Here is a 21,768-nt window from a genome sequence, read left to right as displayed (position 1 = left end):
GAAGACTTCCTGAAAAATCCTGGTCGGTCAGCCGCAGCAACCGCCGCCGCAGCACCCGCCTCCGCCCCCTCCGGACGGGCGCGGGGCGGGCGCGGACGCCGACCCGCCGGTGGCGACCGCGACGGTCGACAGGAGTTTCACCGTGTCGTCGTGCCCGGCGGGACAGTCCGCCGGAGCGGCGGATTCCGCCATGGGGCGGCTCAGTTCGAAGGTGTCGCCGCAGGTCCGGCAGCGGTACTCGTAGCGAGGCATACGCACAGGTTAGCGGCCGGGGACCGACGATCGAAGCCTTCCGTGACCCGGTCGCGCACCGGGTGGCGCCGTGGTCCGGAACCCGGGCCTCCTCGATTCCTCCCCGATTCCCGCCCGGTGCCTTCAGAGGGCCGACTTGACCTGCTGAATATTTCTGTCTGGTTCCTGGGCGAGGAGATCGTATTAGTCGCTGATAATTTAAGAGGGCCGCGACGAGCCGCAAGGTCGGGGAGGGGGGCTCGCAGCCGCATGTGCGGCAGCTGCATCTACCCGCGCGCGCAATTCCGAAGTGCGGAGGGAGACGCAGTCGTGACCGAGGCATGGCATCGAACAGATGCCCCGCATCCCCTGGGCCGTCCACGCGCCGGAGCCCGCCGTGGCTAGCGGGGAGGGCGACGACCGCCAGAACCGCCGCGGGCTCGGTCCGCAACGGCCCGCGAGCCGTCGCACGGAAGACCCCGCGAGCCGTCGTACGGAGGATACGCAGGACGAGACTCCCGCCGAGCGAACCACTCAGCTTCGCCTCCCGCCCGGCATCGATGAGACCACCCAGCTTCGCCTCCCGCCCCGCGCCGAGGAGACCACTCAGCTCCGCCTCCCGCCCGGCGCCGAACGTCCCGCAGAGAAGACCACGCAGCTTCGCGTCCCGACGCCTGCCGAGATCGAGGCGCACTCAGGTGCGGAGGACCTCGCACGACGCACCGATCGAGGGACGAATTCCGGCCATCGCGGCACCCGGCGCAAACCGGCCATGCCCTCCGCGCTCGCCGAACGCTGGGCGCGCATCGCCCGCCGTCTGAGACCGGCGTACCCGCGCCCCGGACGCACCGGCTGGCGGCGCTGGGTGCCCTCCTGGCGTCAGTGGCTGGGCGCCTGGGGCCTGGCCGTCGGGCTGAGCGGAACGTTTCTGGTGATCGCCTACGCCGCGACAGACATACCCCAGAACCTCAACACGTACGCCACCCAGCAGGACAACGTCTATTTCTGGTCCGACGGGACGCCCATGGCCCGTACCGGGTGGGTGCGGCGGCAGGCGATGCCGCTGAAGGACATACCCCAGGACGTGCGCTGGGCGGTGCTGGCCGCGGAGAACCAGAGCTTCTACTCCGACCCGGGCATCTCCTTCAAGGGCATCACCCGCGCCCTGGTGCGCACGATCGGCGAGGGCAACACCGAGGGCGGCTCGACGATCACCCAGCAGTACGTCAAGAACGTCTACCTGAACCAGAACCGCTCGGTGAGCCGCAAGTTCACCGAGGCGATGATCTCCCTCAAGCTCGACCAGAAGATGAGCAAGGACAAGATCCTCGAGGGCTACCTCAACACCAGCTGGTTCGGCCGCGGCACGTACGGCATCCAGCGCGCCGCCCAGGCCTACTACGGCAAGGACGTCGGCGAACTCAACGCCAGCGAGGCCGCGATGCTCGCGTCCCTGCTGAAGGGCGCGGGCCTGTACGACCCCACCCTGAGCCAGGCGAACCACAAGCGCGCCGTGGAGCGCTGGTCCTGGATCCTCGACCGCATGGTCAAGATCGGCAAGCTGTCGCCGGCCGAGCGGGCCAAGTACACGAAGTTCCCCGAGCCGACCACACAGTCCCAGACCTTCGACACCGGCAAGCAGAGCGACTACCTGGTGGAGCTCGCGACCCAGTACGCCAAGAAGGCCGCGCACATCTCGGACCAGCAGTTCGACCTGGGCGGCTACCAGATCTACACGACCTTCGACCGGAAGCGGGAGACGGCGCTCGCCGACGCCGTGGCCAAGGCCCGCAAGAAGGCCCTGAAGGACGACCCCAAGACGGCGAAGACCGCCCACTACGGGGCCTCCTCGGTGGCCGCCGACGGCAAGATCCTCGCCGTCTACGGCGGCCCCGACCACCGTACGCAGGGCTACAACGAGTCCAACGCGACCACCGTCCCGGCCGGTTCGGCGTTCCTGCCGTTCGTCTACGCGGCCGGGCTGGAACACGGCGTCCACAAGACCCGCGACAGTACGGCGACACCGGTCACGCCGGAGACGCTCTACAACGGTGACGACAACATCCCTGTCACCACACCCGAAGGGCCCTACTGGGACCGCGCCAACAAGAAGGTCGCCGCCCACAACGACGGCAACAAGTCCTGGGGACAGATCAGCCTGCGCAGGGCGCTCGCCGAGTCCGTGAACGTGCCGTTCATGCAGCTCGGCATGGACACGGGCCTGGACAAGGTGCGGCAGACCGCCGAAGCGGCGGGGTTGCTCTCGTCGACCATGGGACCCCAAGTGCCAGCGCTGTCCCTGGGCAACTCCACACCCAGCGCGATCCGGATGGCCAACGCCTACGCCACCTTCGCCGCGGGCGGGTCGCACACCGAGCCGTACTCCGTGCGACGCATCACCCGCAACGGCTCCCAGGTCGCCCTGGACACCCCCCGCCCCCAGCGCGCGGTGAGCGCCGAGGTGGCCCGTGAGGTCACCGAGGGGCTCACGGACGCCTTCGTCACGGCGCACCCCACCGCGGCCCAGAGCGCACCGGACACGGCCGGGAAGGCCGGCACCACGGCGGACGACACCGCCGCCTGGTACGTCGGCACGAACCGTTCCGTGTCGACCGCGATCGTCCTCTACCGCATCGACCTGACCAAGAGCCTCGAACCACTGCCGCTCAAGGGGCTCGCCGGCGCGTCCGCCGACGACGTCCCGTACGGCATCTGGGCCGGCGCCATGAGTCCGCTCGGCTGACCGCGACGGCCACGAGGCCGCCCACCCCGACGGCCGAGAGGCCACCGCGCATCCCGATGGCCGAAAGGCCCCCGCCCGCTCCTTCCACCCCCCTCGCAGAATGTGCCCCGTATGAACTCGAAGCACAGCGGTCACCGCCGCCGCGAACCCGCACCCGCTCCCGGTTCCGCCCGCCAGGGTTTCGTGGCCATGGCGGCCTTCCTCGTCGTGACGTCGACGACCGCCACCTACCTGGCCCTGAACCACTCGGACAACACCACGCCGGCCGCCTCGGCCGGCGGTCCCCGCTCCGGGGCCAGCGCCACCAAGACGACCAAAGAACCCCCGTGGGACGGCAAGACGAAGGTGCTCGGGGACGGCTCCACGTCCTACACCGGGCCGCAGAAGGGGCAGTTGAAGCCCGTCCCGCTCAAGCCGGGTGAGAAGCCGCCCCAGTTCGTCGTCTTCTCCTGGGACGGCGCCCTCCAGGGCGACGACAAACTCTTCACGCACTACCAGGAGTTGGCGAAGCAGTACAACGCCCACATGACGTTCTTCCTGACCGGCATCTATCTGCTGCCCAAGGACAAGAAGACGCTCTACAAGCCGCCGATGCACGCGCCGGGCGCCGCGGCGATCAGCTACGCCACCGACCAGCACATCCGCGACACGCTGGAGGAGCTCGGCAAGGCGTACAAGGAGGGCAACGAGATAGGCACCCACTTCAACGGTCACTTCTGCGAGGACAAGGGCGGCGGGGACTGGAGCGTGGAGGAGTGGGAGAGCGAGATCAACCAGTTCTTCTCGTTCGTCGAGAAGTGGAAGACCAACACCGGCTACACCGACCTGCCGGCCCTGCCGTTCGACCCCACGAAGGAGGTCAACGGCGGTCGCGCGCCCTGCCTGGAGGGCCAGAAGAACCTGCTCAAGGCCATGAAGGCGACCGCCAAGGACTACGACTGGCGCTACGACGCGAGCTCCTCGGGCAACCTCCAGATATGGCCCAACAAGAAGGAGGGCGTCTGGGACTTCCCGCTGCAGCTGCTCCCCTACGAGGGCGGCAAGTTCCAAGGTCTGTCCATGGACTTCAACTTCCTCGCCAACCAGTCCGGCGACTCGACCGAGGGCGACCCGGCCAAGTACCCCGAGTGGGAGCAGGAGACCGTCGCGTCGTACATGGACGGTTTCAACCGCGTGTACTACGGCAGCCGCGCACCGCTGTTCATCGGCAACCACTTCGAGAACTGGAACGGTGGCATCTACATGAAGTCCATCGACCAGGTCGTCAAGAACGTGTGCACGAAGAAGGGCGTTCGCTGTGTGTCCTTCCGTGAACTGGCCGACTGGCTCGACGTGCAGAAGCCCGAGACCCTGGAGCGCCTGCGCAGTCTGGATCCCGCGCAGTCCCCGGACTGGTCGACGGTGGTGAAGTAGCCGTGAACGGCGTCCTGACTTTCGGTGCGTCAACCTACTCTTTTCTCAAGGGAGTTGACCTGGGCGTGCATGAAATCCCCCCGGGTTCACCACAGTTGAGGAGGACGTGTAAAGATTCCCTCCCCGACATCTGATCGGGTGTAAGGAGAGTCCTCAGTGAGATCGAAGACGTTGAGCCGATGCTCGACCCTGACGGCGATCGCCGTCTCCGCAGTGCTGCTGCCCCTTTCCTCCGCCCACGCGGCGACCGCGTCCGTCACCGTGAACCGGGCGACGACCGACGCGTTCGGCCGGATGGCGGACGCCGTGCTCACCGACCGCACGGCGGCCCTCCTCGACAAGAGCCAGGCGGCACCCCGTACGGCCCTCGCGTCGAAGTCGACGGGAGGCGTCAAGCTGACCGCCGCGCTGACGAAGACGGAGGACACCGCGGTGACCTCCCTGCGCGGCACCCGCTCCCGCCTCGCGGCGCTGGGTGAGGCCTACACCGCGGCCGACACCAAGGTCACCGTCGACAGGACGCGCAGGTGGGGCAAGGTGGCCACCGCCTGGGTCACCGAGACCACCGTCCTGACGTACAAGAAGATCCGCGGCGACGAACCCGACACCACGGGCTTCAACGCACACCACGTCCTGACCTTCGCCGCCCAGCCGGACGGCACCTGGAAGCTCTCGGGCCTGCGCACGACCGACAAGGGCCCCCGCCAGGTCAACGAACCCGTCACCGCCGCCCCCGCGCGCAGGACCCCGATGGCCGTTGTCGACGCCCCCCCGGCAGCGACCACGTATCCCGCGCCCGCCAACCCCAAGAAGCTCACCGGAGGCGCGTACGACTACGCGGCGATGGCGACCTACGCCGAGAAGTACTGGAAGAACTACAACGCGGCCTACCGGAAGTTCAACGGGGTCGGCGGTGACTGCACCAACTTCGTGAGCCAGAGCCTGCTGGCGGGCGGCTGGCAGCCGATCAGCACCGTGACTCCGGAGGAGTACGACACCTGGTACTACGTCGCCAACGGCCAGTCCGATTCCTGGGCGGGCGTGAACGAGTGGTCCTGGTTCACCCAGACCGCCAAGCGCACCGCGCCGCTGGCGAACGTCTACCAGATGGACGTCGGTGACGTTCTTCAGGTGGACTTCGACAAGGACGGGTCCAAGGACCACACCATGATCACGTCCTACCGCAGCTCCAGCGGCGTCCCGTACCTGACGTACCACGACGCCGACACCTACCGCCGGTCCCTGTCGAGCATCATCGCGTCGTACCCGACCTCGGCGTACTACGCGTACCGCACCTGATCACCTGATCACCTGAGGTGACCTAGGGATCCGTGGGTTCGGGCGGTTCGGCGGGCTTGGTCTCCGCTGCCTCGGATTCCGCTGCCCCGGTGGATTCCGCTGCCTCGGCCTCCGTGCCGCCCACGGCCTTGGGCGTCGGCGCGGCCCTGTGCGACTGCTGCAGGGCCGTTGCCGAGGCCGACTCCCGCAGCGCCCGGATCCGCTCCGCCCGCTCGACCTCCTCGGGGTGGCGGGCTTTGTAGTACGGGTTGTCGTGCGGCAGGGCCGAGCCGACCCTCCCGTACATCCCGAAGAACATCAGCAGGACGCCGACCACAAAGCTGAAGAGCACGTTCTGGATGTGGAAGGCGAGGAAGTTGTAGCGGCCGTCCAGCAGCGCCAGGTTCAGGAAGCCGTTGAGGATGAACAGGACGCCGAAGACCATGTTGAGCGTCGAGGCGAAGTTCCCGCCGATCACCATGCCCACGAACAGCAGCAGCCCCACGCAGATGGACAGCACGCTGAGCGAGCCGTTGGTGTTCAGCCCTATGACCGTGTCCCCGTGGGTGGTGAAGAAGCCGACCTTGTTGGTCAGGCCCAGGATGCCGAAGGCGAGCAGGAAGAGGCCCATCAGGCCCGCGCCGATCCGGTAGAACGTGTTCAGCCGGTGATCGACCGGCAGATGGTCGTCGAAGGCGATGCGTCGTCGGGTTCCGGGACGAAGTACGTGCGTGGCCATGTCCGCCTCCCTCTTCAGCTAGCGGAGGCCGTACGTACATCCCAGCATCCGCCCGGAGGCCGGGGACCGCCAACACAGGGGACGGGATCGCCGACATCGGAGGCCGGGATCGGCGGTACCGGAGACCGGCACGACGGGTATGGCAGAAGCTCAGACCGGGCCGCCGCGCTCCTCGCGGATCTGGGAGACCACCCGGGCCGCCGTGGCCCGCACCGCCTCCGTCTCCGTCAGGAAGTGCCAGTAGTCGGGGTGGCGCCCCTCCAGCGCGGCGATGGCGCGCTCCAGCCGGGCGACGGAGTCGTCGAGCGGGCGGGCGTGCCGCGGATCCGGGGTGTTGCGGCCCGACATGGCCAGGCGCTGGGCGTCCCGGATGGCGAAGCGGGTGCGGTCGATCTCCTGCTGGGGGTCCTTGGACACGGCGTTCAGCCGCCGCAGCCGGTCGCCGGCCGCCGACACGGCCTCGTCGGTGCCGTTCAGCAGCGCGCGGACCGTGGACAGCAGCGAGGTGGCGTCCGGCCAGCGCTGCGCGTCGCGCGCGGCCTGCGCCTCCTTCAGCTTCAGCTCGGCCTGCCGTACGTTCTCGGTGGCCTGCTCCGGTACGTGCTGCAGGTCCTGCCAGCACGCGGCCGCGAACCGGCGCCGCAGCTCGCTCAGCACCGGCTCCACCTGCCCGGCGCGGGTGGTCAGCGCCTGGGCGCGGGTGCGCAGCGACACCAGCCGGTGGTCGATCTCCGCGGCCCGCTCCGGCAGCCGCTCGGCCTCCGCGCGCACCGCCCCTGCCTCCCGCGAGACCCGCTCGGCGCGCTCCAGCGTCTCCGGTACGCCGTGCTGTCCGGCCCCCTGGTTGAGCTTGGTCAGCTCGGGCCCGAGCGCGGCGAGCCGGCCGGCGAGATCATCGGCTCTGAGTCCTGTCTCCCGTGCGCTGTCGAGGGCGTTCGAGGCGGCGAGCAGGGCCTGGCGGGCGCGCTCGACGGCGGGCGCGAGCCGGGCGAGCTGCGTCTCGGCCTTACCGAGCAGCGGCCCGAGCCCCTGCGTGAACCGGTCCAGGTCCCCTTTCACCCGCCCCAGCTGGTCCTTGGCGGCGGTGAGTTCGGCGCGGGCGCGGGTGGCGACCGACGCCTCCAGCTCGTCCCGGTCGAGGTCGTGGGCGTCGACGGCCTCGATGTACTGCTGACTGGCCTCGTCGATGCGCCGGCCCAGCGCCTCGAAGTCGGAGACGGCGCGGCGGGCCGCGGGGGAGTCGTCGACGGCGGTGATGGTCTCGATCGAGATCCGCAGATCGCGCTGGGCGGTGTCCAGTTCGTAGAACGCGGCCGCGGCGGCGTCCTTCGCGGCCTGCGCCTCGGCCCGCTGACTCTCGGCGCGTCCGCCGAACCAGCGCCGGGTGCCGCCACCGGCGAAGGCGGCGGGCAGAACGAGGGCGGCGAGGAGCGGGAGGGTGACGAGGGTCAGCACGTCACGGCATCGATGGGGCTGACGGCGTACCGACTGCGCGCGTGGCGCAAACGGCGTGTACGGCTCTGAAGGTGTCGCCGTCACATCCCTCTCCCGTGCTGTCATCCGCCTTGCCCGGTGTCATTCTCCCACCGGTTAAGGACGAACACACGGGCCGGTTAGTTCGCGGTTCGTACTGTGATGCTTCCGTCGTTCGCGTGGGCGGACACCACATGGGAACTGGCCGGGTCCCTGGGCACGGACACCCGCACGGATCCGTCCCCGCTCTCGGCCGTCACCCGATAGGTGTCGTGGGGCAGCCCGATGGTGAGCGAACCGTCCTGGCTGCGGGCCTCGACCAGGTCGGGTACGACCCCCAGTTCGAGCTGTACGGACCCGTCCGAGGACTGGGCGCGCACGCGGCGTGAGTCGATGCCGAGGGCGTGGATCGAGCCGTCGGCGGTACGCAGGTCCAGCGCGCCGGAGGAGTTCGTCACGCGGACACTCCCGTCCGACGTACGGATCCCGAGCGCCTCCTTGAACCCCTGCGCCCGTACGCTCCCGTCCCCGTCCACGACCTTCACCGCGACCCCGCGCGGCACGACGATCCGGTGCTTGGCGCTGCAGTCGGCGACCATGCCGGAACACTTCATCCGCAGCGTCAGCCGGTCGTCCTTCATCGCCCAGGTCACGCGCGGATCCCCACCGACGACGATGTGTCCCTGGAACCACCGGGTGACCTCGACCTTGTCCGCCTCGCCCGACTCGGCGACCACGAGCTCCAGCGCGGAGTCGTCCGAGTCCACGGTGAGCGTACGACCGTGCAGCGTGAACGCCCGATGCTCCGGATGCCTGTCGTCCCCGGCACTCGCCCCACAGCCCGCGGCGGTCGCGACGAGAGCGACGACGGCACCGGCGACCGCCACGGTCCGCGCAGGTGTCTGTGTCCGAGCCATGAAGATCTCCCCCTGGAATGAACGCCGACGCGCTCCGATGCCCTTCGACGCCTTTCGACCATACGGTTCCGGGGTGCGCCGGGGCATCCGGGCTGCTCCCGGACCGGAGGTGGGGTTAACCCCCGGATACGGGTTTGCGGGGCATCCCCCCGGGCAATGTAGGCTGTCGACTCGTCCTGGGCGCGTAGCTCAGCGGTAGAGCGCCGCCCTTACAAGGCGGATGTCGGCGGTTCGAAACCGTCCGCGCCCACCAGTCTCAGGACACGAGAAAGGCCCAGGTCAGCCGGTATGAATCCGGATGCCTGGGCCTTGATCTTTTTCGGCTACTCGGGGCCGTCGTGCCACTTACGTGCCAGATGGGTCGCGACGCGGCCGCTTCACCTTCTTGATCTGACCGTCCACGTAGTCGGCGATCTGGTGGTCGCGCCCGTTGACGAGGTGCTGATAGACCAGCGCGGCCCGCACCGACGAGTGGCCCATCCGGTGCATCAGCTCGCGGGTGGTGGCGCCACCGGTCGCGGCGAGGGTGTTCCCGGTGTGCCGCAGATCGTGGAAGTGGACGTCACCGAGACCGGTCGAGTCGAGCGCGCGGAGCCAGATCCGCCGGAAGTTGTTCCGGCGCAGGACACCGCCGCGGGCGCCGACGAAGACGAGCCCGGTTCGGCCGGCGGAGGCATGCTCGGCCAGGTGGTGTGCCAGCTCGGGCACGAGCGAGGCCGGGAAGGCGACGGTGCGGACACCGGCCGCGCTCTTGGGCGCCTTGACCGTCAGGCCGTCTGTCCGAGTCTCGGCGTATGAGCGGCGCGGACCGACACGGTACGGGCCTCCAGGTCGATGTCCCGGCGCTGGAGAGCGGCCAGCTCACCGAAGCGCAGCGCCGTGAAGGCGGCCAGGAGGATCAGGGCGCGGCAGTGAGGCGGAACGGCGTCGGCGAGCCGGTACACCTCGGGCACGGAGAGGAACGGCCGCTCGGTGTGGGTGACCGTCCCTGCGCCTTTCACCCGGCACGGATTGCGCTCGATCAGCCCGTCATCCACGGCCGTGTTCATGATGGCGCGGAGGACCTGATAGGCCTTGGCGACGGTGGCCGCGCCGACTCCGGCGTCGAGGAGATCAGTACGCCAGCGCCGTACCTGCGGAGTAGTGATCTCCCGCAGTGGGATCGCACGAAACGTCGGCAGGATGTGCCGATTGAGAACGCCTGTGTTGCGCTCGCGGGTGGTCGCTGCGTAGTCGCGATCCTTGATCCAGGCGTCCGCGAAATCGCCGAGCGTCACCTTGACGTCGGGGTTCTGCCAGTCACCGTCGAGGATCTTCGCTTCCTGCTTGACGAGCCAGCGGTCCGCGTCGGTCTGCGTGGCGAAGGTCTTGTCAGCCGTGCGCATCAGCCCGTCGGGGCCCCGGTAGCGGGCCTGGAAGCGGGCTTGCCGACCGTGGCTCGGCTGGAGTGGCCGTCCGGTCCTTCGGGGCGCCCTGGTCGCTGATTGAAATACGCGGAACGCGTCGCTGTTTACGGAGCTGACGACAGGGTGTCCTACGGGCCGACGAAAGGAACTCGGCTGCGGGAGGGACGCGTGAGCAAACAGAGGGCCCGGATATGGGTCGGTATCGACGCGGGCAAGGGCCATCACTGGGCCGCGGTGGTCGACGAGACCGGCGCGACTCTGTGGTCGAAGAAGATCGAAAATGACGAGTCGGCGATCCTGACCACACTCGGCGAGATCCTGGACCTGGCCGATGAGGTGCACTGGGCGGTGGACATCTCCAGCAGGTCCTCGGCACTGCTGCTGGCGCTGCTGACCGCCCACGGGCAGCAGCCTGTCTATGTGCCCGGGCGGACGGTCAACCGCATGGCCGGCGCCTACCGGGGCGAGGCCAAGACGGATGCCCGCGACGCCTATGTCATCGCCGAAACCGCCCGCCACCGCCGGGACTTCGCCACCCTCGACGTGCCCGCACAGCTGGCCGCCGACCTCGCACTCCTGACCGCTCACCGCACCGACCTGGTCACCGACCGGGTGCGAACGGTCAACCGGCTCCGCGATGTGCTCACGGGCATGTTCCCCGCCCTGGAGCGGGCCTTCGACTACTCGGCCCGCAAGGGCGCACTGGTGCTGCTGACCGCCTACCAGACCCCGGCCGCCCTGCGCCGATGCGGCCAGGCTCGCCTGACCTCTTGGCTGGTCAATCGAGGCGTCCGCGACGCGGACAGCGTGGCCACGACGGCCGTGGAAGCCGCCCAGGCCCAGCAGACCGCGCTGCCCGGCGAGGACGCCGCCGCACAGATCGTCGCCGACCTGGCCACTCAGATCCTGGCCCTGGACGACCGACTCAAGCGCATCGACCGGCAGATCCGCGATGCCTTCCGCACCCACCCCCAGGCCGAGATCATCGAGTCGCTGCCCGGCATGGGCCCCATCCTCGGAGCCGAGTTCGTCGTCGCCGCGGGCGACATGACCGCCTACGTTGACGCTGGCCACCTTGCCTCAGCCGCCGGACTGGTCCCCGTCCCCCCGCGATTCCGGCCGCCGCACCGGCAACCTGCACCGCCCCAAGCGCTACAGCCGCCGCCTACGCAGAGTCTTCTACCTCTCCGCGCAGACCAGCATCATCCGCGACGGCCCCAACCGGGAGTACTACCTCAAGAAACGTGGCGAGGGCTGCAAACACGTCCAGGCCATCATCGCCCTCGCACGACGCCGCACCAGTGTGCTGTGGGCTCTTCTACGCGACGACCGGGCCTTCACCCCCACCCCGCCCATCACGCAGACGGCTTGACTCAGCCCAAGGCCACAAAGCCAGCAGCGTGGCTGAGGCCGACGGGGCTGCAGCGAGACACACGCGCACCTGATCGGTCGGCGTGCCCGCCGTCGTGGCTGACTTTCGTCGGCTGAGGCACAGACGACCTACCGGACGAGGCGCCGCCCTCACCTGCGAAGGGCGGCCACAGCCTTGACTCGGTCATTGAAACTCCAGCCCAAAGCCGCTCCACCGACCTCTTACCACTGCCGCTTGATAGCAGAAATAACCAGCGCAATATGCTGTTGCGCCAGGCTATTAAGGTAGGACTGACGCTGGAGCGCCTCTACGATCCAGTCGGGCCCCTTCCTGCTTTGCACATCTGGGGCCAGTCTTTCGAGTTCACCTTCACGCACTAGGACCGCGCCGAGGTCTTCCAACCCGCTAAGCAGCCGTCCCGAAGCGCTCACAGCCACGCCACCTTTGAAGGCTCGGATGCCGTAATCTTTCAAATCTTGCCAAGGGCTCCTCTCTGCCCTGATGGCCGCCTGGATGATGGCTTCGGTATCTTTGTCATAGCGCTTCTCCGAGTCCTGCTCAAGCACCCGTTTCACAAGCTCAAGGACTTGAGATCGAGTTTTAGACGTTTTCGGAACCCGGAATTGCTGGGTGGCCTTCTTGTAATCGTCCGCAAAGTGAATCCAGTCACCACCCAACATCTCGACAAAGAATTTAGTCTTCCCTTCATTATTGAGGAGATCAAGGTCGGCAACAACGACGGTTGGAACAGACACCGACCGCAACGCCTTCAGCACCCTCGAAAAGCCATCTTTGCCTCCAACCGGAGTGAATTGGATATCCCCCGGAGAGAAGTCGAGCCCAGATGCCGCATCCAATGAAGCCGCATAAAATCGGCAATCGCCGTCCGATTCGGCAAGGACTACAGCTCGATGAAATAGACCATCGAGTACGCTGCTGTACCTCAAAACTGGCTCGTCCCAGAGTTCTCGAACGAGTTGGTGATCCAACTGATGCACAGTGGTGCCGTCTTCGTTGCGGTCCAGTCGAACCACTGCGACAGGCGCTTGAGCCTCAAGCAACCCCACGAGGAAGTTCCGGTCGTGCGTGGCGATGAGGATCTGGATTCCTCGATCCGCCGCCAGCTCGCCGATCACGGTACCGGCAATCTTCGCTTGGGGAGGGTGCAGAAATGCTTCGGGCTCATCAATAAGCATGATTCGACAGGAAGCCGTAACCAGTGGCAGCAAGAGTCCCAGGAAACTCTTCATGCCGTCACCTTGCTTATCCAGAGGATCAAGATCGGCGAGAGATTTGACGTATTCAGGCGTGATTGCATCAACTGCTGGCGCGGCGATGATTGTTTCCCCCACGCGCAGTTGTGTCTTTCGTCCGATTCTCTCCAGCGTAAGCTTCTGTCGAAAGACCCGCTCACTCAGAGACTGTACGGTCTTCAAGAGTTCCGGATCGTCCTGCAAGCGATGAAGGGGATGAGTAGGAGGCTCATGAAGCTCATCTCTCTGATCGACCGGCTCCACAACCTGAAGTCGATTATTCAAATCGCCGCGCTGCACAAGAAGTGACGCGATACCAGCCAAGTTTCCTACGGTCTTACTTTGCTTGCAAAATTGCTTGATATTGTTGACTGTGACGCGCGCGTAAGTATCACCGGCAACAAACCCGGCGCGAGATTTGACCCCAGACCAAACCGAGTGTTCGTTGCACCAGCAAAAGAAGTCGGCCTGTTCACCTTCTCGGGCAATATCGACCTTGTCGATCAGTCGCGACCTGTAAACAGAATTGCTTGGCCGAGAAAGCTTTGTCCATACATCCCTAAGGAAAGTTGACTTGCCCGCATTGTTTCCGCCGACGATTACCGTTACTCCGCCACGCGGCGGAGTAATTTCTTCCCCCTTCCGGGTGACCAACTTTGAGATGAAGACATCGAAATTTGCGGCGTCTCCACCCTCAAGCAGGTCTTCGGGAAGCGGGATTTCGTCCTTATCCTGGTGATGTGCCCCCATTGCCATGCTGGATAGTATGCAGAGTCTGCGGCACCTCTCGCATGTGGTTTCTCCGTATTGATCAGGAACAGTTGCCGTTGTGGACTTGCGCCAGGGAGTGCCTGGGCAGTTCAAAGTGCGCGAGCGCCCCCCTGGCCGTCTTCGGGTCCTTGAAGGGGTCACAGCGATGACCAACAGGGACGGCTACCGACGGCTCAGCAACAGGTCAGGATGTTGATCGATAGGGCGGTCGCAGGTCACGGTTCCTGGTGGAGCTGCAGTGACCCGCGGGCATAGGGACCCCTTGTGTCCACTTCGTGTGCGTGCCGCAGAGGGGGAGCAGCGCTGTCGCGTGGTCGCTGCGGTCTGTGTGGGCTGAGTCCTGGGCAGTCCCTTGGCCGTCCGAGGCCGACCAACGCTGACAGACAGCACCCACGGGTGACCACCCCCACCCCGCTCTGGCCTGGACCCCCGGAGATGATCTGCCACACTGGACGTGTTATGCCTGCACCCGGAGATTACCTATCGCTAGGCATACTCAGCGACGAACTCCGGGCGGTACGTGGCTTGGTAGTTGTCGAGCGCCCATCGAAGCGCGGCGGCAGCCCCGCAGGGAATGCCGGCCGCAAGCTGATCCCAGCCAAGGAAGCGCACCCGATCGGGGATACTGACCAGACCGGTAATTGCATCCCAGAAGGCATCCCAGCTCATGCCGTAGAAGCCCGGGAAGCCCGGCTCCCGCATCAGAAGCAGGTGCAGGGCGCGCTCGTCGGTCACCTCGCTGACATCAATGGTGATCACGGCGGCATGCTTGCACGTGGTTGAACCGTTCTGCCATCCACACGAGTGACATCAACGCCGCCGAACGTCCGCACTCCCAGGCGGCCTGCCATGGCCAGCGTCGACGGGTCTCCCTGGCAGTGCCGAAGATCAATCGAACTCCTAGAGCAGTGCACACGCACCAGCGCCCTCCCGGGCCGTCCTGGGGCCGTGGAAGGGCGCTCAATGGTGACCAACGTCGATAACTGCCGACAGCTCAGCAGCAGGTCAGAGCGGTGATCGTTTAGGCGGCCGCAGGTCACGGCCGCCGTAGGTCAGTTATGGCTGAACTGAAGCCACTCAGCCAGTCTCAGGCTGAGAGACACGGTCTGTGGCGTTCCGTGCCTCTCGGTGCGCGAGAGATCTTGCGCTGCGGTCATTCCTTGACCTGCCCCCAGCGGTCCCCGGATACGGGACGCTCGTCTGCGGCCGCAGTGGCCTCAACTCTCGTGTTCCCGCCCGCCTCAAACACCGAAGCGTTCGTCGTCGCGCACTGCAGAGACACCTCCGTGATGGCATGAGCCTGAGGACCGGCGAGATATTCCGTGTCTCCTGCAGCTTGCGCCTGAGATCATGTTCATCGTCGGGTGGCTGATATGACAAGGACATGTCTTGATCATTTTGGATACGTGCATCTTGCGCGGATGCGGTCTAGGCAGCAGCAGCGCAGATCTCCTGCGGACAATCCGTGGATCGGGTATCCAACGGGTGGCAGTCCCTTGGGTTGTCATGGAGGAGCTTGCGGCACAACACGCCGTGAAGTATGAAAAACAGTACGAATCTGCCGCAGCTGTCTTGGAATCCCTCAGGAAACTCACACCATGGTCTGGTGTTCCGGAGCTTAGAGAGTGTGACCTCGATCGCGTGCGCGAGCACTGGCGCCGGGAGTACGGATCGATCGTCGATGTCATTCCGACGAGCGAGGAGGCCCTACGTGAGGCAGCCTTCCGGGAAGCCAACGGGCTTGCCCCGTCGAAGATCGCCTCCAGTGGCAGCAAGTCAGTAAAGACCGGTTACCGCGATGTCGCCATTTGGATGTCAGCCATCGAATACGGGCGTCAGCACCCTCAGGAGACTGTCTACTTCGTCAGCTCGAACACGGAGGACTTCGGCGATGGCACCTCCTACCGTCATCCCATGTCCAATGATGTCGTGGGCCTGGGAAGCCGTTTCGTGCACCTAACTTCGCTGGACCAAGTCGTGTCGCGGTTCACTCACCCTGCCGAGGTTGATGATCAGCGGGTTCAGGCGGCTCTCGCTCGTTCTACCTCTCTTATCGCCAAAGCCGCGTTTGAGGACGACGACATGGCCAAAAGCCTGCGATCGGGTGGGTTCGAGTGCATCCTCGCTCGCCGCCACCTTCTCTCGGCAGAAGAGCTGGCAGGGCGAGCGCTGGCGTGGGTGAGACCGCCCGACGGGGTCGAGGTTGGCACTCTTCGGGACGTAAACGTCTATCGGATCGGCAATCGTGAGTGGTTTATCGCGACGGTCCGCTGGCACCTGGCTGGACCAGCAGTTCTCGAACCCGGGGAGGATTTCGTCCGCTGGAGGAGCCACGACGAAACGGCCACCATCGGTTGCAGCTGGGAGACCAGGGTGCTTTGCACCCTCGACGAAGAGGATTCCCGCCTGGTTGTCCTGAGGAGTTCGGCCCCCCAAGCTCTATCGCCAGAGGAGTTCGGACGGCTCTCGGCCGATGACACGATGACCGTCGACTCGATCCAATATGCGCTGGAGCGAGTCCTTCACGCCGGCGTCAGGGAGAACAGCCCGCAGGGGATTCAGTGGCAGATGCTGGTGCCCAAGCAGGGAGCAAGCTACTTGGAAAGCCTACTCGCCGAAGCAAGGCAGCAGTACCGAACAGGGAGACCCTCGTTGGTCTGGGAGCAGCAGGGATAGCAATCATTAGTCGGCGATAGCGAGTTCCTCGCGAGGCACTGCCAGCGTGGTGGAGGCCGGTGGGGGTGCAGCAAGACACGCGCGCGCCTGACCGGTCGGCGCCCCGCCATCGTGGCTGGCTGTCATCGGCTTAGGCTCGTGCCAGATACAGCGGTCAGCCACGGTCAACGGGAGTGTCTAGCGGTCGAGTTGCTGGGTTTCTCACCGGGCATCGAAAGCCCAGGTCATCGGCCCAATGCACCAGCCGCTCTCCTAAAGCGGTGGTCCCGTCCAGGCACCCTCTCTACCCTGTCCGCATGTGCCGATACGCGACCCCTTACAAACCGCACTTCGTGTGTCTTGCGTGCCGGTCGTCGTTCAAGCAGAGCCCGCTGCCGCCGCGGGCGCATCCGTGCCCGCGCTGCCGTACCCCGATGATCAATGCTGGGTTCGACCTTGCTGTCCCTCGCCGTAGAGACAAGAGCGCTTGGGAGGCACTTGAGGCCACGCTGCGTGCCGGCCTCACCTTCCACTCGTGCGGTTGCGGCGGCCCCGGCTACCGACCGCGCTCGACCGCAGAGGTCCGGGAGCGACGCCGGGCGGCGAGGCAGCTGGGGCTGCTGGAGCAGACGGCGCTGGAGCGCTACGACCCTTGGGAAGAACTAGCGCGGTGAGGTGGTGCGCGTACAGCAGCGAAATACAGCAACCCCAGCAACCAGCAGTGCCCAACGGTGGTCCTCATAGCCATCGTTGTAGCCCGTATGACCTTCAATGACCGACCTCTGTAGAGCTACGGATCAGAAGGTCTCTGACATCTACGGTTGACATCAACGACGCCGGACGGAGACGCACCCCAGCGTTCTCGTCCGGCCATCGTGTCAGCGAGCGGTTGCGGCCGGAGCGGACCCGGAGCGAACTTACAAGGCGAATGTCGACTGGGAGTCGCATGCTCGGATATGGGCAGGGGATGGCTGTCAGAGCCGGGTGGGAGTGTGCTGCCATGAAGGACGCACTCTTTGATTTGCCGGAGATACCTCCGGAGCACGCCGTGATCGCTCGGTTCCACCTGGGCGGCGGTGACCTCGGCGAGTCCGATCAGTGGGCGCTGGTCTTTGAAGCCGAGCGGTCGATGACGGCCGCGGTCGAAGCCGCAGATGTCGGTGAAGTCGAAGGCAACGAGTTCGGTGGCGGCGAGGTCGTGATCTTCGCCTACGGACCTGATGCGAAAGCCCTGTACCGGGTCATGGAGCCTGGCCTGCGCGCGCTCCCGTTTCGGCCGGCGCACGTCGTGCTGCGCTACGGAGAGCCTGCCGATGATGTGGTGAGGGAGCGCATTGATCTTTGAGTGTGCGCAGCCCACGCAGCGACCGCTGGGCTGTCTCTGGGCCGTGAAAGGTTGACCAACGGTGACAGGAGACACCGGAGGGTGACAGGTCCCTCGATGACCGCAGGGAGGGTCCGGCGATGTACGCCTGCCACCGGATTTCTGCGGATGGCTGCAGTGATTCCGTGGAGAAGTTTCTCCTGGCTCAGGGGGCAGGCGGTGTGGGCCCGAGTCCCGGATCCTGCGCAGTCGGCTGATTTTGCCCGAACGACCGAGCGGTACGAAAAGCAGCCTGAATTAACACCAGCAGCCCCTTCTCGCTCAATTGCCCATCCTGATGAAGTTGCAGCGCCCCGATCACGACCACCCCGACCAGTGCCCCAAGGAGCACAACCGGGAGCGTCCAGGCTGGAAGCGTACTTCCTACCACCAAGAAGAGCGTCGTGATTACAGCTAGCGCCAGCAGGTAGAACACACCAGCGCGCCATGGCCCACGACTGGCCAGCCGCTGTATTTCCACCAGCTTAAGGATGTCGGCGACTTCGGCGGAGTTCGCGCCGGAGATACTGGCGATTCGTCCAGACCGCCCGCTCGAGAAGGTGGCAGAGCAGTTCTCACACTGGCGCATCCCTGACGGCTCGTCGGGCGCTGGAAGAATGCGGCCCTGGCCGAGGCAATCCGGGCATCGTGCTTCATCGTCCCTGTTTTCAGCCATATGTCCCCTCCTTGGCACCTAGGACGCCCCGCGGCTCTGCACGGTTGCCGCGGCACAGCAGCAGGGCTCAGAGTGATGCCCCTTCATAGGTGTAGTAGGTCACGACGCGCCTCCGTACGTCTCTCAAGGTCGCCCAATTACCCGGAGACGCACCGGGTGCGAACGGCCAGCATGAGTGTCTAACTGCGCGACAACACTGACGGACAACGGCAGACGAGTACAGACTTCTGCGGACCTTCAGCGAAGGCTGGGAACACAGCGTCCCAAGGCCGAACCCTCTCCCAAGTTGCTTCGGGGCGAAGAGGCCGTGCCAGACGCGTGCCAGGTTGTGCGGGGAACCACGGGGAACGCCGGGGCATCGAACCGCGGTCCGGCAAGGCGCTAACTCTCTGCTTCCCAGGTCAGCAGGGCAACCTGAGGCAGAAGACACGAGCTTCCCAAGCTCAGTGTGCGGACGGTGCTGACGCAAACGATGCCCTCCGATACGGTCCCGAGCCATGGCGAATGGCAACGGTGTGCCGGAGAAGGTGGCGTGGATCCTGGTTCGGGACGACCGGGTGTTGGTGACGCGTAGTCACGGCAGAGATCGCTTCTACTTCCCGGGCGGTCATCGTGAGCCGGGCGAGTCCGACGGCGAGACCCTGGTGCGGGAGATCGACGAGGAACTGCAGGCGGTGATCGACCCCGGTTCCATGGTGCACTTCGGCACGTTCGAGATCGGCGAGGGCCATCCGGATCACGGCCCCTTCCGGATGATCTGTTACACCGCCGATCACCGCGGTGAGCTGACCCCGTCGAGGGAGATCGCCGAGAAGGCGTGGTTCCGCTACGCCGATCGGGACCGAGTCTCGGCCGTCGACGAGATGGTTTTCGACGCGCTTTACGAGGCCGGGCGGCTTTCCTGATCCCGTGACCGCTGTACAGCAGTGGAGTACAGCAAGCACCACGACCGCAGCCGAGCGTCAACAACCGAGGATGGCCGACCGACCAGACCTCAATGACCTCCCAGCCGAGCGCTCGGGACGAAGAGGTCGCTCCAGAGCTGTGCCGCGTGGGTACCTGCCGTTTCCCCAGGTCCACGGATGGACGACTCGTATGGTGAGCGGCATGTCATCGCCGCTGAGAGCAGACGAGTCAATCGCCGGCCAGGAAGCTTTCGTTGCCTTCCTGACGAGGCTCACGGAGGACTACCGTCAACGCGGGGAGGAGTGGGAGAACCCCACTCTGGAGCAGTTTCTCGAAGCGTTGGCCGCGTGGGTGGCCGACGCTGGGCCGTCTTGGTACGAGCGATATCAGGGCGAGACCTTGCCGCCGGGTGGCAACTGGACGTACTTCGCTCAGGCACTTATGGCCGCAACGCTCTACGAGTGACCGCCGTGTCTTAGAGGTGGCGCGAGTGCTCAGCAGCGGGTCCATGGCTGGGCCGTCCCTGGGCCGTCCGAGGTCGCTCGACAGTGGCCAATGACGACCAACGACGACCACCAGGCGCACGAGACCACTGCTCCTGAGCAGGGAAAACGCAGGCCACCAAGATCCCCGACAAGACCCAGGGCAAGAAGAAGCACCTCCGCGCCATCGATCCCCTGACTCAAAGCCACAAGGGCACCGCCCCGGAACGAGGCGTTCCGGCCTCGTGCACTACCAGTTCCTGGGATGGTTATCCCGCACGCTCGCCCGATAGATCAGCTCCAGGGATCTCCCACCGCCCTGATGAAGCGCTCGGCCGAGACCGCCAACTTTGCCCGCGGGCCCCGGCAGGTGCTTGAGTGATTGTCAAATCCTGTGGATCATTGTCTGCGCCAGCGAAGTTCGGGTGGGTGCCCCGAGTGTCGACGAGCGCGGCTCGTTTGTGACACTCGTCCCCATGACCAGCAGCAACGCCCTTGGCTTCACCCAGATCGTTGACCCGCACGAGATCACTGACGAGCTGAAGCAGACCCTCGTGGACTGCTGGACCGAGGTGAGCAATGCGGGTGGGGCGGCCGGGTTCCCCTTTCCGCCGGTGGATGCCGCCGAGGTCACCGCTGTCCTTGACCGCATCATCGAGAAGCTTGCCCCAACGACCAGCCGCCTTCTGATCGCCCTGGCCGATGGCACCGTCGCGGGCTGGCTGAACATCCGCTGCGATCCCCACCCGCCCGTCGCGCACTGGGGCACGATTCACCACGTGCAAACCCGTCTCGGCGTCCGGGGCCAGGGGATCGGCGCGGCATTGATGAGCAGGGTCCGTGAGGTCGCCCGCGACGAGATGGGCCTGGAGCAGCTGCACCTTGCCGCCCGCGGTGGTGTCGGTCTCGAAGAGTTCTATGGCCGACTCGGCTGGAAGGAGATCGGCAGGTGGCCCGGCGCTCTGCGGCTGGCCTCCGACGACGATCGCGATGAGGTCCTCATGATGTTGTCGCCCTTGTGACACCCAGCAACCTGATCTTGGCCCAGGTAGGGCACAACGACAGGGACAGCAAGGTTGTCATGCCGAGAGGGGCTGCGTGCGCTCGATGAGCTGTCCGCGTTCGAAGCGGGCTAGGCGCGGTACTCCCATGGCGCCGCTACGAGACCCGGCCATAGGCCTAACTATCGGCCACCCTCTTGAGGTAGGAGACGGATGAACCCGTTGGAGCCGCGAGCGCAACGTGATCACCCTGCGCAGTGCGTTCATGAGCAGGTTGAGGCCGCTAGCCCCGAAGGCGCTCACAGCATGACGATTCCCAACTGGATCATCGCCATCGCCACGCTCCTGGGCTCCGCAGCCGCCTTGATCACAGCGCTCAGAGGCTAGGAGCCCCCGTAGACGGCGAACTAGGCTGGCCCGACCCAAGGGCGCCAACAGCCTGGGGGCCCGCAGAAGGCCACACGTGCCCCCTACGTGCCTGATCGAGCGGCGACCGGCGGGGAACAACGGGGAACCTCAGCGAGCCTCACGAAAACGCCCAGGTCGGGGCTTCGGCAGGTAAGGCCAGATCCAGTTACGCGATCTTCCAAACTAGGGCTCTACGACATCGGTAGGCCATCGACCAAAGCCGTTCCGCCCGTGCAGTAGCCCTCCCGTGGAGGGGGGCCATGTCCGCGTGGATCATGTTGGGTTCCGGCTGCGTTTTCGTAGTTCTAGGCATGTTGACTTTGAACGGCCGGGGAACCGCGGCGTATGCGCCGTCGCCTAGGGCTGGTTGGGGTTGGATTGCGATGGCTGGCGGCCCCGTCCTGGACGGAGGACCCAAACTCCTCGGCTTCTCTTCCGGGGCGGCGATGGTGCTTTCCACCCTAGCTCTGGGGCTCGTCGCGCTCGGTGCGGTGCTTCTGGTCCGGGGCGGAGCGTTCGCCAAGGCTCGCCGTGCCGGCGGCGGCGACTGAGTGCCTCCGCTAATCCCTATTTAGGACGAAGGGTCTGCTGTACTGGCCACGGCCCGACCGGGAGTTGCCCTCAACGGTCAGATGGCCGTGCCTCCCTCAAAGATGCTCTGGCGTTGCCAGACGCATTCCG

General features: G+C 65.9%; 17 protein-coding genes, 1 tRNA gene and 1 pseudogene. 10 read left to right on the top strand and 9 right to left on the bottom strand.

What is annotated here, in order from left to right:
- Nucleotides 1-27 precede the first annotated feature (27 nt).
- Nucleotides 28-252: a zinc ribbon domain-containing protein gene (locus ACFZDJ_RS03785; protein ID WP_101408169.1), complete on the bottom strand. Its 225-nt coding sequence runs from the start codon at nucleotides 250-252 to the stop codon at nucleotides 28-30.
- 751 nt (nucleotides 253-1,003) lie between these two features.
- Here ACFZDJ_RS03785 and ACFZDJ_RS03780 point away from each other — a divergent pair.
- From ACFZDJ_RS03780 to ACFZDJ_RS03770, 3 genes are all read left to right on the top strand, one after another.
- A complete protein-coding gene (locus ACFZDJ_RS03780; RefSeq protein ID WP_390928676.1) occupies nucleotides 1,004-2,974 on the top strand; it encodes a transglycosylase domain-containing protein in 1,971 nt (656 codons plus the stop codon).
- A 111-nt stretch (nucleotides 2,975-3,085) separates the two neighbouring features.
- The gene (locus ACFZDJ_RS03775; RefSeq protein WP_099922884.1) at nucleotides 3,086-4,387 is read left to right on the top strand and encodes a hypothetical protein; all 1,302 of its coding nucleotides are present in this window, start codon (nucleotides 3,086-3,088) and stop codon (nucleotides 4,385-4,387) included.
- Between the two features lie 156 nt (nucleotides 4,388-4,543).
- Nucleotides 4,544-5,686 (top strand): amidase domain-containing protein, encoded by a 1,143-nt coding sequence (locus ACFZDJ_RS03770; RefSeq protein WP_390927727.1) that lies wholly within the window; start codon nucleotides 4,544-4,546, stop codon nucleotides 5,684-5,686.
- 22 nt (nucleotides 5,687-5,708) lie between these two features.
- Here the strand turns inward: ACFZDJ_RS03770 and ACFZDJ_RS03765 are convergent, their stop codons facing one another.
- The 3 genes from ACFZDJ_RS03765 to ACFZDJ_RS03755 all read right to left on the bottom strand — a co-directional run bounded on the left by ACFZDJ_RS03765 (nucleotide 5,709) and on the right by ACFZDJ_RS03755 (nucleotide 8,794).
- Nucleotides 5,709-6,404: a DUF4383 domain-containing protein gene (locus ACFZDJ_RS03765; RefSeq protein ID WP_390927729.1), complete on the bottom strand. Its 696-nt coding sequence runs from the start codon at nucleotides 6,402-6,404 to the stop codon at nucleotides 5,709-5,711.
- Between the two features lie 150 nt (nucleotides 6,405-6,554).
- Nucleotides 6,555-7,943, bottom strand: coding sequence for a hypothetical protein (locus ACFZDJ_RS03760; protein WP_391055857.1), 1,389 nt, complete (start codon nucleotides 7,941-7,943; stop codon nucleotides 6,555-6,557).
- A 74-nt stretch (nucleotides 7,944-8,017) separates the two neighbouring features.
- Nucleotides 8,018-8,794 carry a DUF4097 family beta strand repeat-containing protein gene (locus tag ACFZDJ_RS03755; protein WP_390927733.1) on the bottom strand — a complete coding sequence of 259 codons (777 nt, stop codon included), beginning with the start codon at nucleotides 8,792-8,794 and terminating at the stop codon, nucleotides 8,018-8,020.
- Nucleotides 8,795-8,972: 178 nt separating this feature from the next.
- Here ACFZDJ_RS03755 and ACFZDJ_RS03750 point away from each other — a divergent pair.
- Nucleotides 8,973-9,047: transfer RNA gene (locus ACFZDJ_RS03750), tRNA-Val, on the top strand.
- 92 nt (nucleotides 9,048-9,139) lie between these two features.
- Here ACFZDJ_RS03750 and ACFZDJ_RS03745 read toward each other — a convergent pair.
- Together ACFZDJ_RS03745 and ACFZDJ_RS03740 are read right to left on the bottom strand one after the other, a co-directional pair.
- On the bottom strand, nucleotides 9,140-9,502 hold the full coding sequence (locus ACFZDJ_RS03745; RefSeq protein ID WP_391055854.1) for a tyrosine-type recombinase/integrase: 363 nt from the start codon (nucleotides 9,500-9,502) through the stop codon (nucleotides 9,140-9,142).
- Nucleotides 9,503-9,561: 59 nt separating this feature from the next.
- On the bottom strand, nucleotides 9,562-10,179 hold the full coding sequence (locus tag ACFZDJ_RS03740) for a phage integrase SAM-like domain-containing protein (RefSeq protein ID WP_391055851.1): 618 nt from the start codon (nucleotides 10,177-10,179) through the stop codon (nucleotides 9,562-9,564).
- Nucleotides 10,180-10,368: 189 nt separating this feature from the next.
- Here ACFZDJ_RS03740 and ACFZDJ_RS03735 point away from each other — a divergent pair.
- Nucleotides 10,369-11,572 (top strand): annotated as a pseudogene (locus ACFZDJ_RS03735) (IS110 family transposase).
- Nucleotides 11,573-11,793: 221 nt separating this feature from the next.
- On the opposite strand, the gene ACFZDJ_RS03730 reads toward ACFZDJ_RS03735, so the two are convergent.
- Both ACFZDJ_RS03730 and ACFZDJ_RS03725 read right to left on the bottom strand, forming a co-directional pair.
- On the bottom strand, nucleotides 11,794-13,581 hold the full coding sequence (locus tag ACFZDJ_RS03730; RefSeq protein ID WP_391055848.1) for an AAA family ATPase: 1,788 nt from the start codon (nucleotides 13,579-13,581) through the stop codon (nucleotides 11,794-11,796).
- A 501-nt stretch (nucleotides 13,582-14,082) separates the two neighbouring features.
- On the bottom strand, nucleotides 14,083-14,355 hold the full coding sequence (locus ACFZDJ_RS03725; RefSeq protein WP_391055845.1) for a barstar family protein: 273 nt from the start codon (nucleotides 14,353-14,355) through the stop codon (nucleotides 14,083-14,085).
- 630 nt (nucleotides 14,356-14,985) lie between these two features.
- Between ACFZDJ_RS03725 and ACFZDJ_RS03720 the strand changes: the two genes are divergently transcribed.
- The gene (locus ACFZDJ_RS03720; RefSeq protein ID WP_391055843.1) at nucleotides 14,986-16,272 is read left to right on the top strand and encodes a PIN domain-containing protein; all 1,287 of its coding nucleotides are present in this window, start codon (nucleotides 14,986-14,988) and stop codon (nucleotides 16,270-16,272) included.
- Between the two features lie 979 nt (nucleotides 16,273-17,251).
- On the top strand, nucleotides 17,252-17,596 hold the full coding sequence (locus ACFZDJ_RS03715) for a hypothetical protein (protein ID WP_391055841.1): 345 nt from the start codon (nucleotides 17,252-17,254) through the stop codon (nucleotides 17,594-17,596).
- 184 nt (nucleotides 17,597-17,780) lie between these two features.
- On the opposite strand, the gene ACFZDJ_RS03710 is transcribed toward ACFZDJ_RS03715, so the two are convergent.
- Nucleotides 17,781-18,290, bottom strand: a complete 510-nt coding sequence (locus tag ACFZDJ_RS03710) for a hypothetical protein (protein WP_390927743.1) — start codon at nucleotides 18,288-18,290, stop codon at nucleotides 17,781-17,783.
- 497 nt (nucleotides 18,291-18,787) lie between these two features.
- Between ACFZDJ_RS03710 and ACFZDJ_RS03705 the strand changes: the two genes are divergently transcribed.
- The 3 genes from ACFZDJ_RS03705 (at nucleotide 18,788) to ACFZDJ_RS03695 (ending at nucleotide 20,700) form a co-directional block, all read left to right on the top strand.
- Entirely contained in the window at nucleotides 18,788-19,195 is a 408-nt protein-coding gene (locus ACFZDJ_RS03705; protein WP_168508444.1) for an NUDIX domain-containing protein, read from the top strand.
- Nucleotides 19,196-19,397: 202 nt separating this feature from the next.
- Nucleotides 19,398-19,661: a hypothetical protein gene (locus ACFZDJ_RS03700; protein ID WP_143669671.1), complete on the top strand. Its 264-nt coding sequence runs from the start codon at nucleotides 19,398-19,400 to the stop codon at nucleotides 19,659-19,661.
- A gap of 493 nt (nucleotides 19,662-20,154) precedes the next feature.
- Complete coding sequence (locus tag ACFZDJ_RS03695) at nucleotides 20,155-20,700, top strand: GNAT family N-acetyltransferase (RefSeq protein ID WP_358548338.1); 546 nt, start codon at nucleotides 20,155-20,157, stop codon at nucleotides 20,698-20,700.
- Nucleotides 20,701-21,768 lie beyond the last annotated feature (1,068 nt).

The organism is Streptomyces sp. NPDC007896 (genome assembly GCF_042959425.1).
Classification (GTDB): Bacteria; Actinomycetota; Actinomycetes; order Streptomycetales; family Streptomycetaceae; genus Streptomyces.
This window is presented reverse-complemented; position numbering and strand designations above follow the sequence as displayed.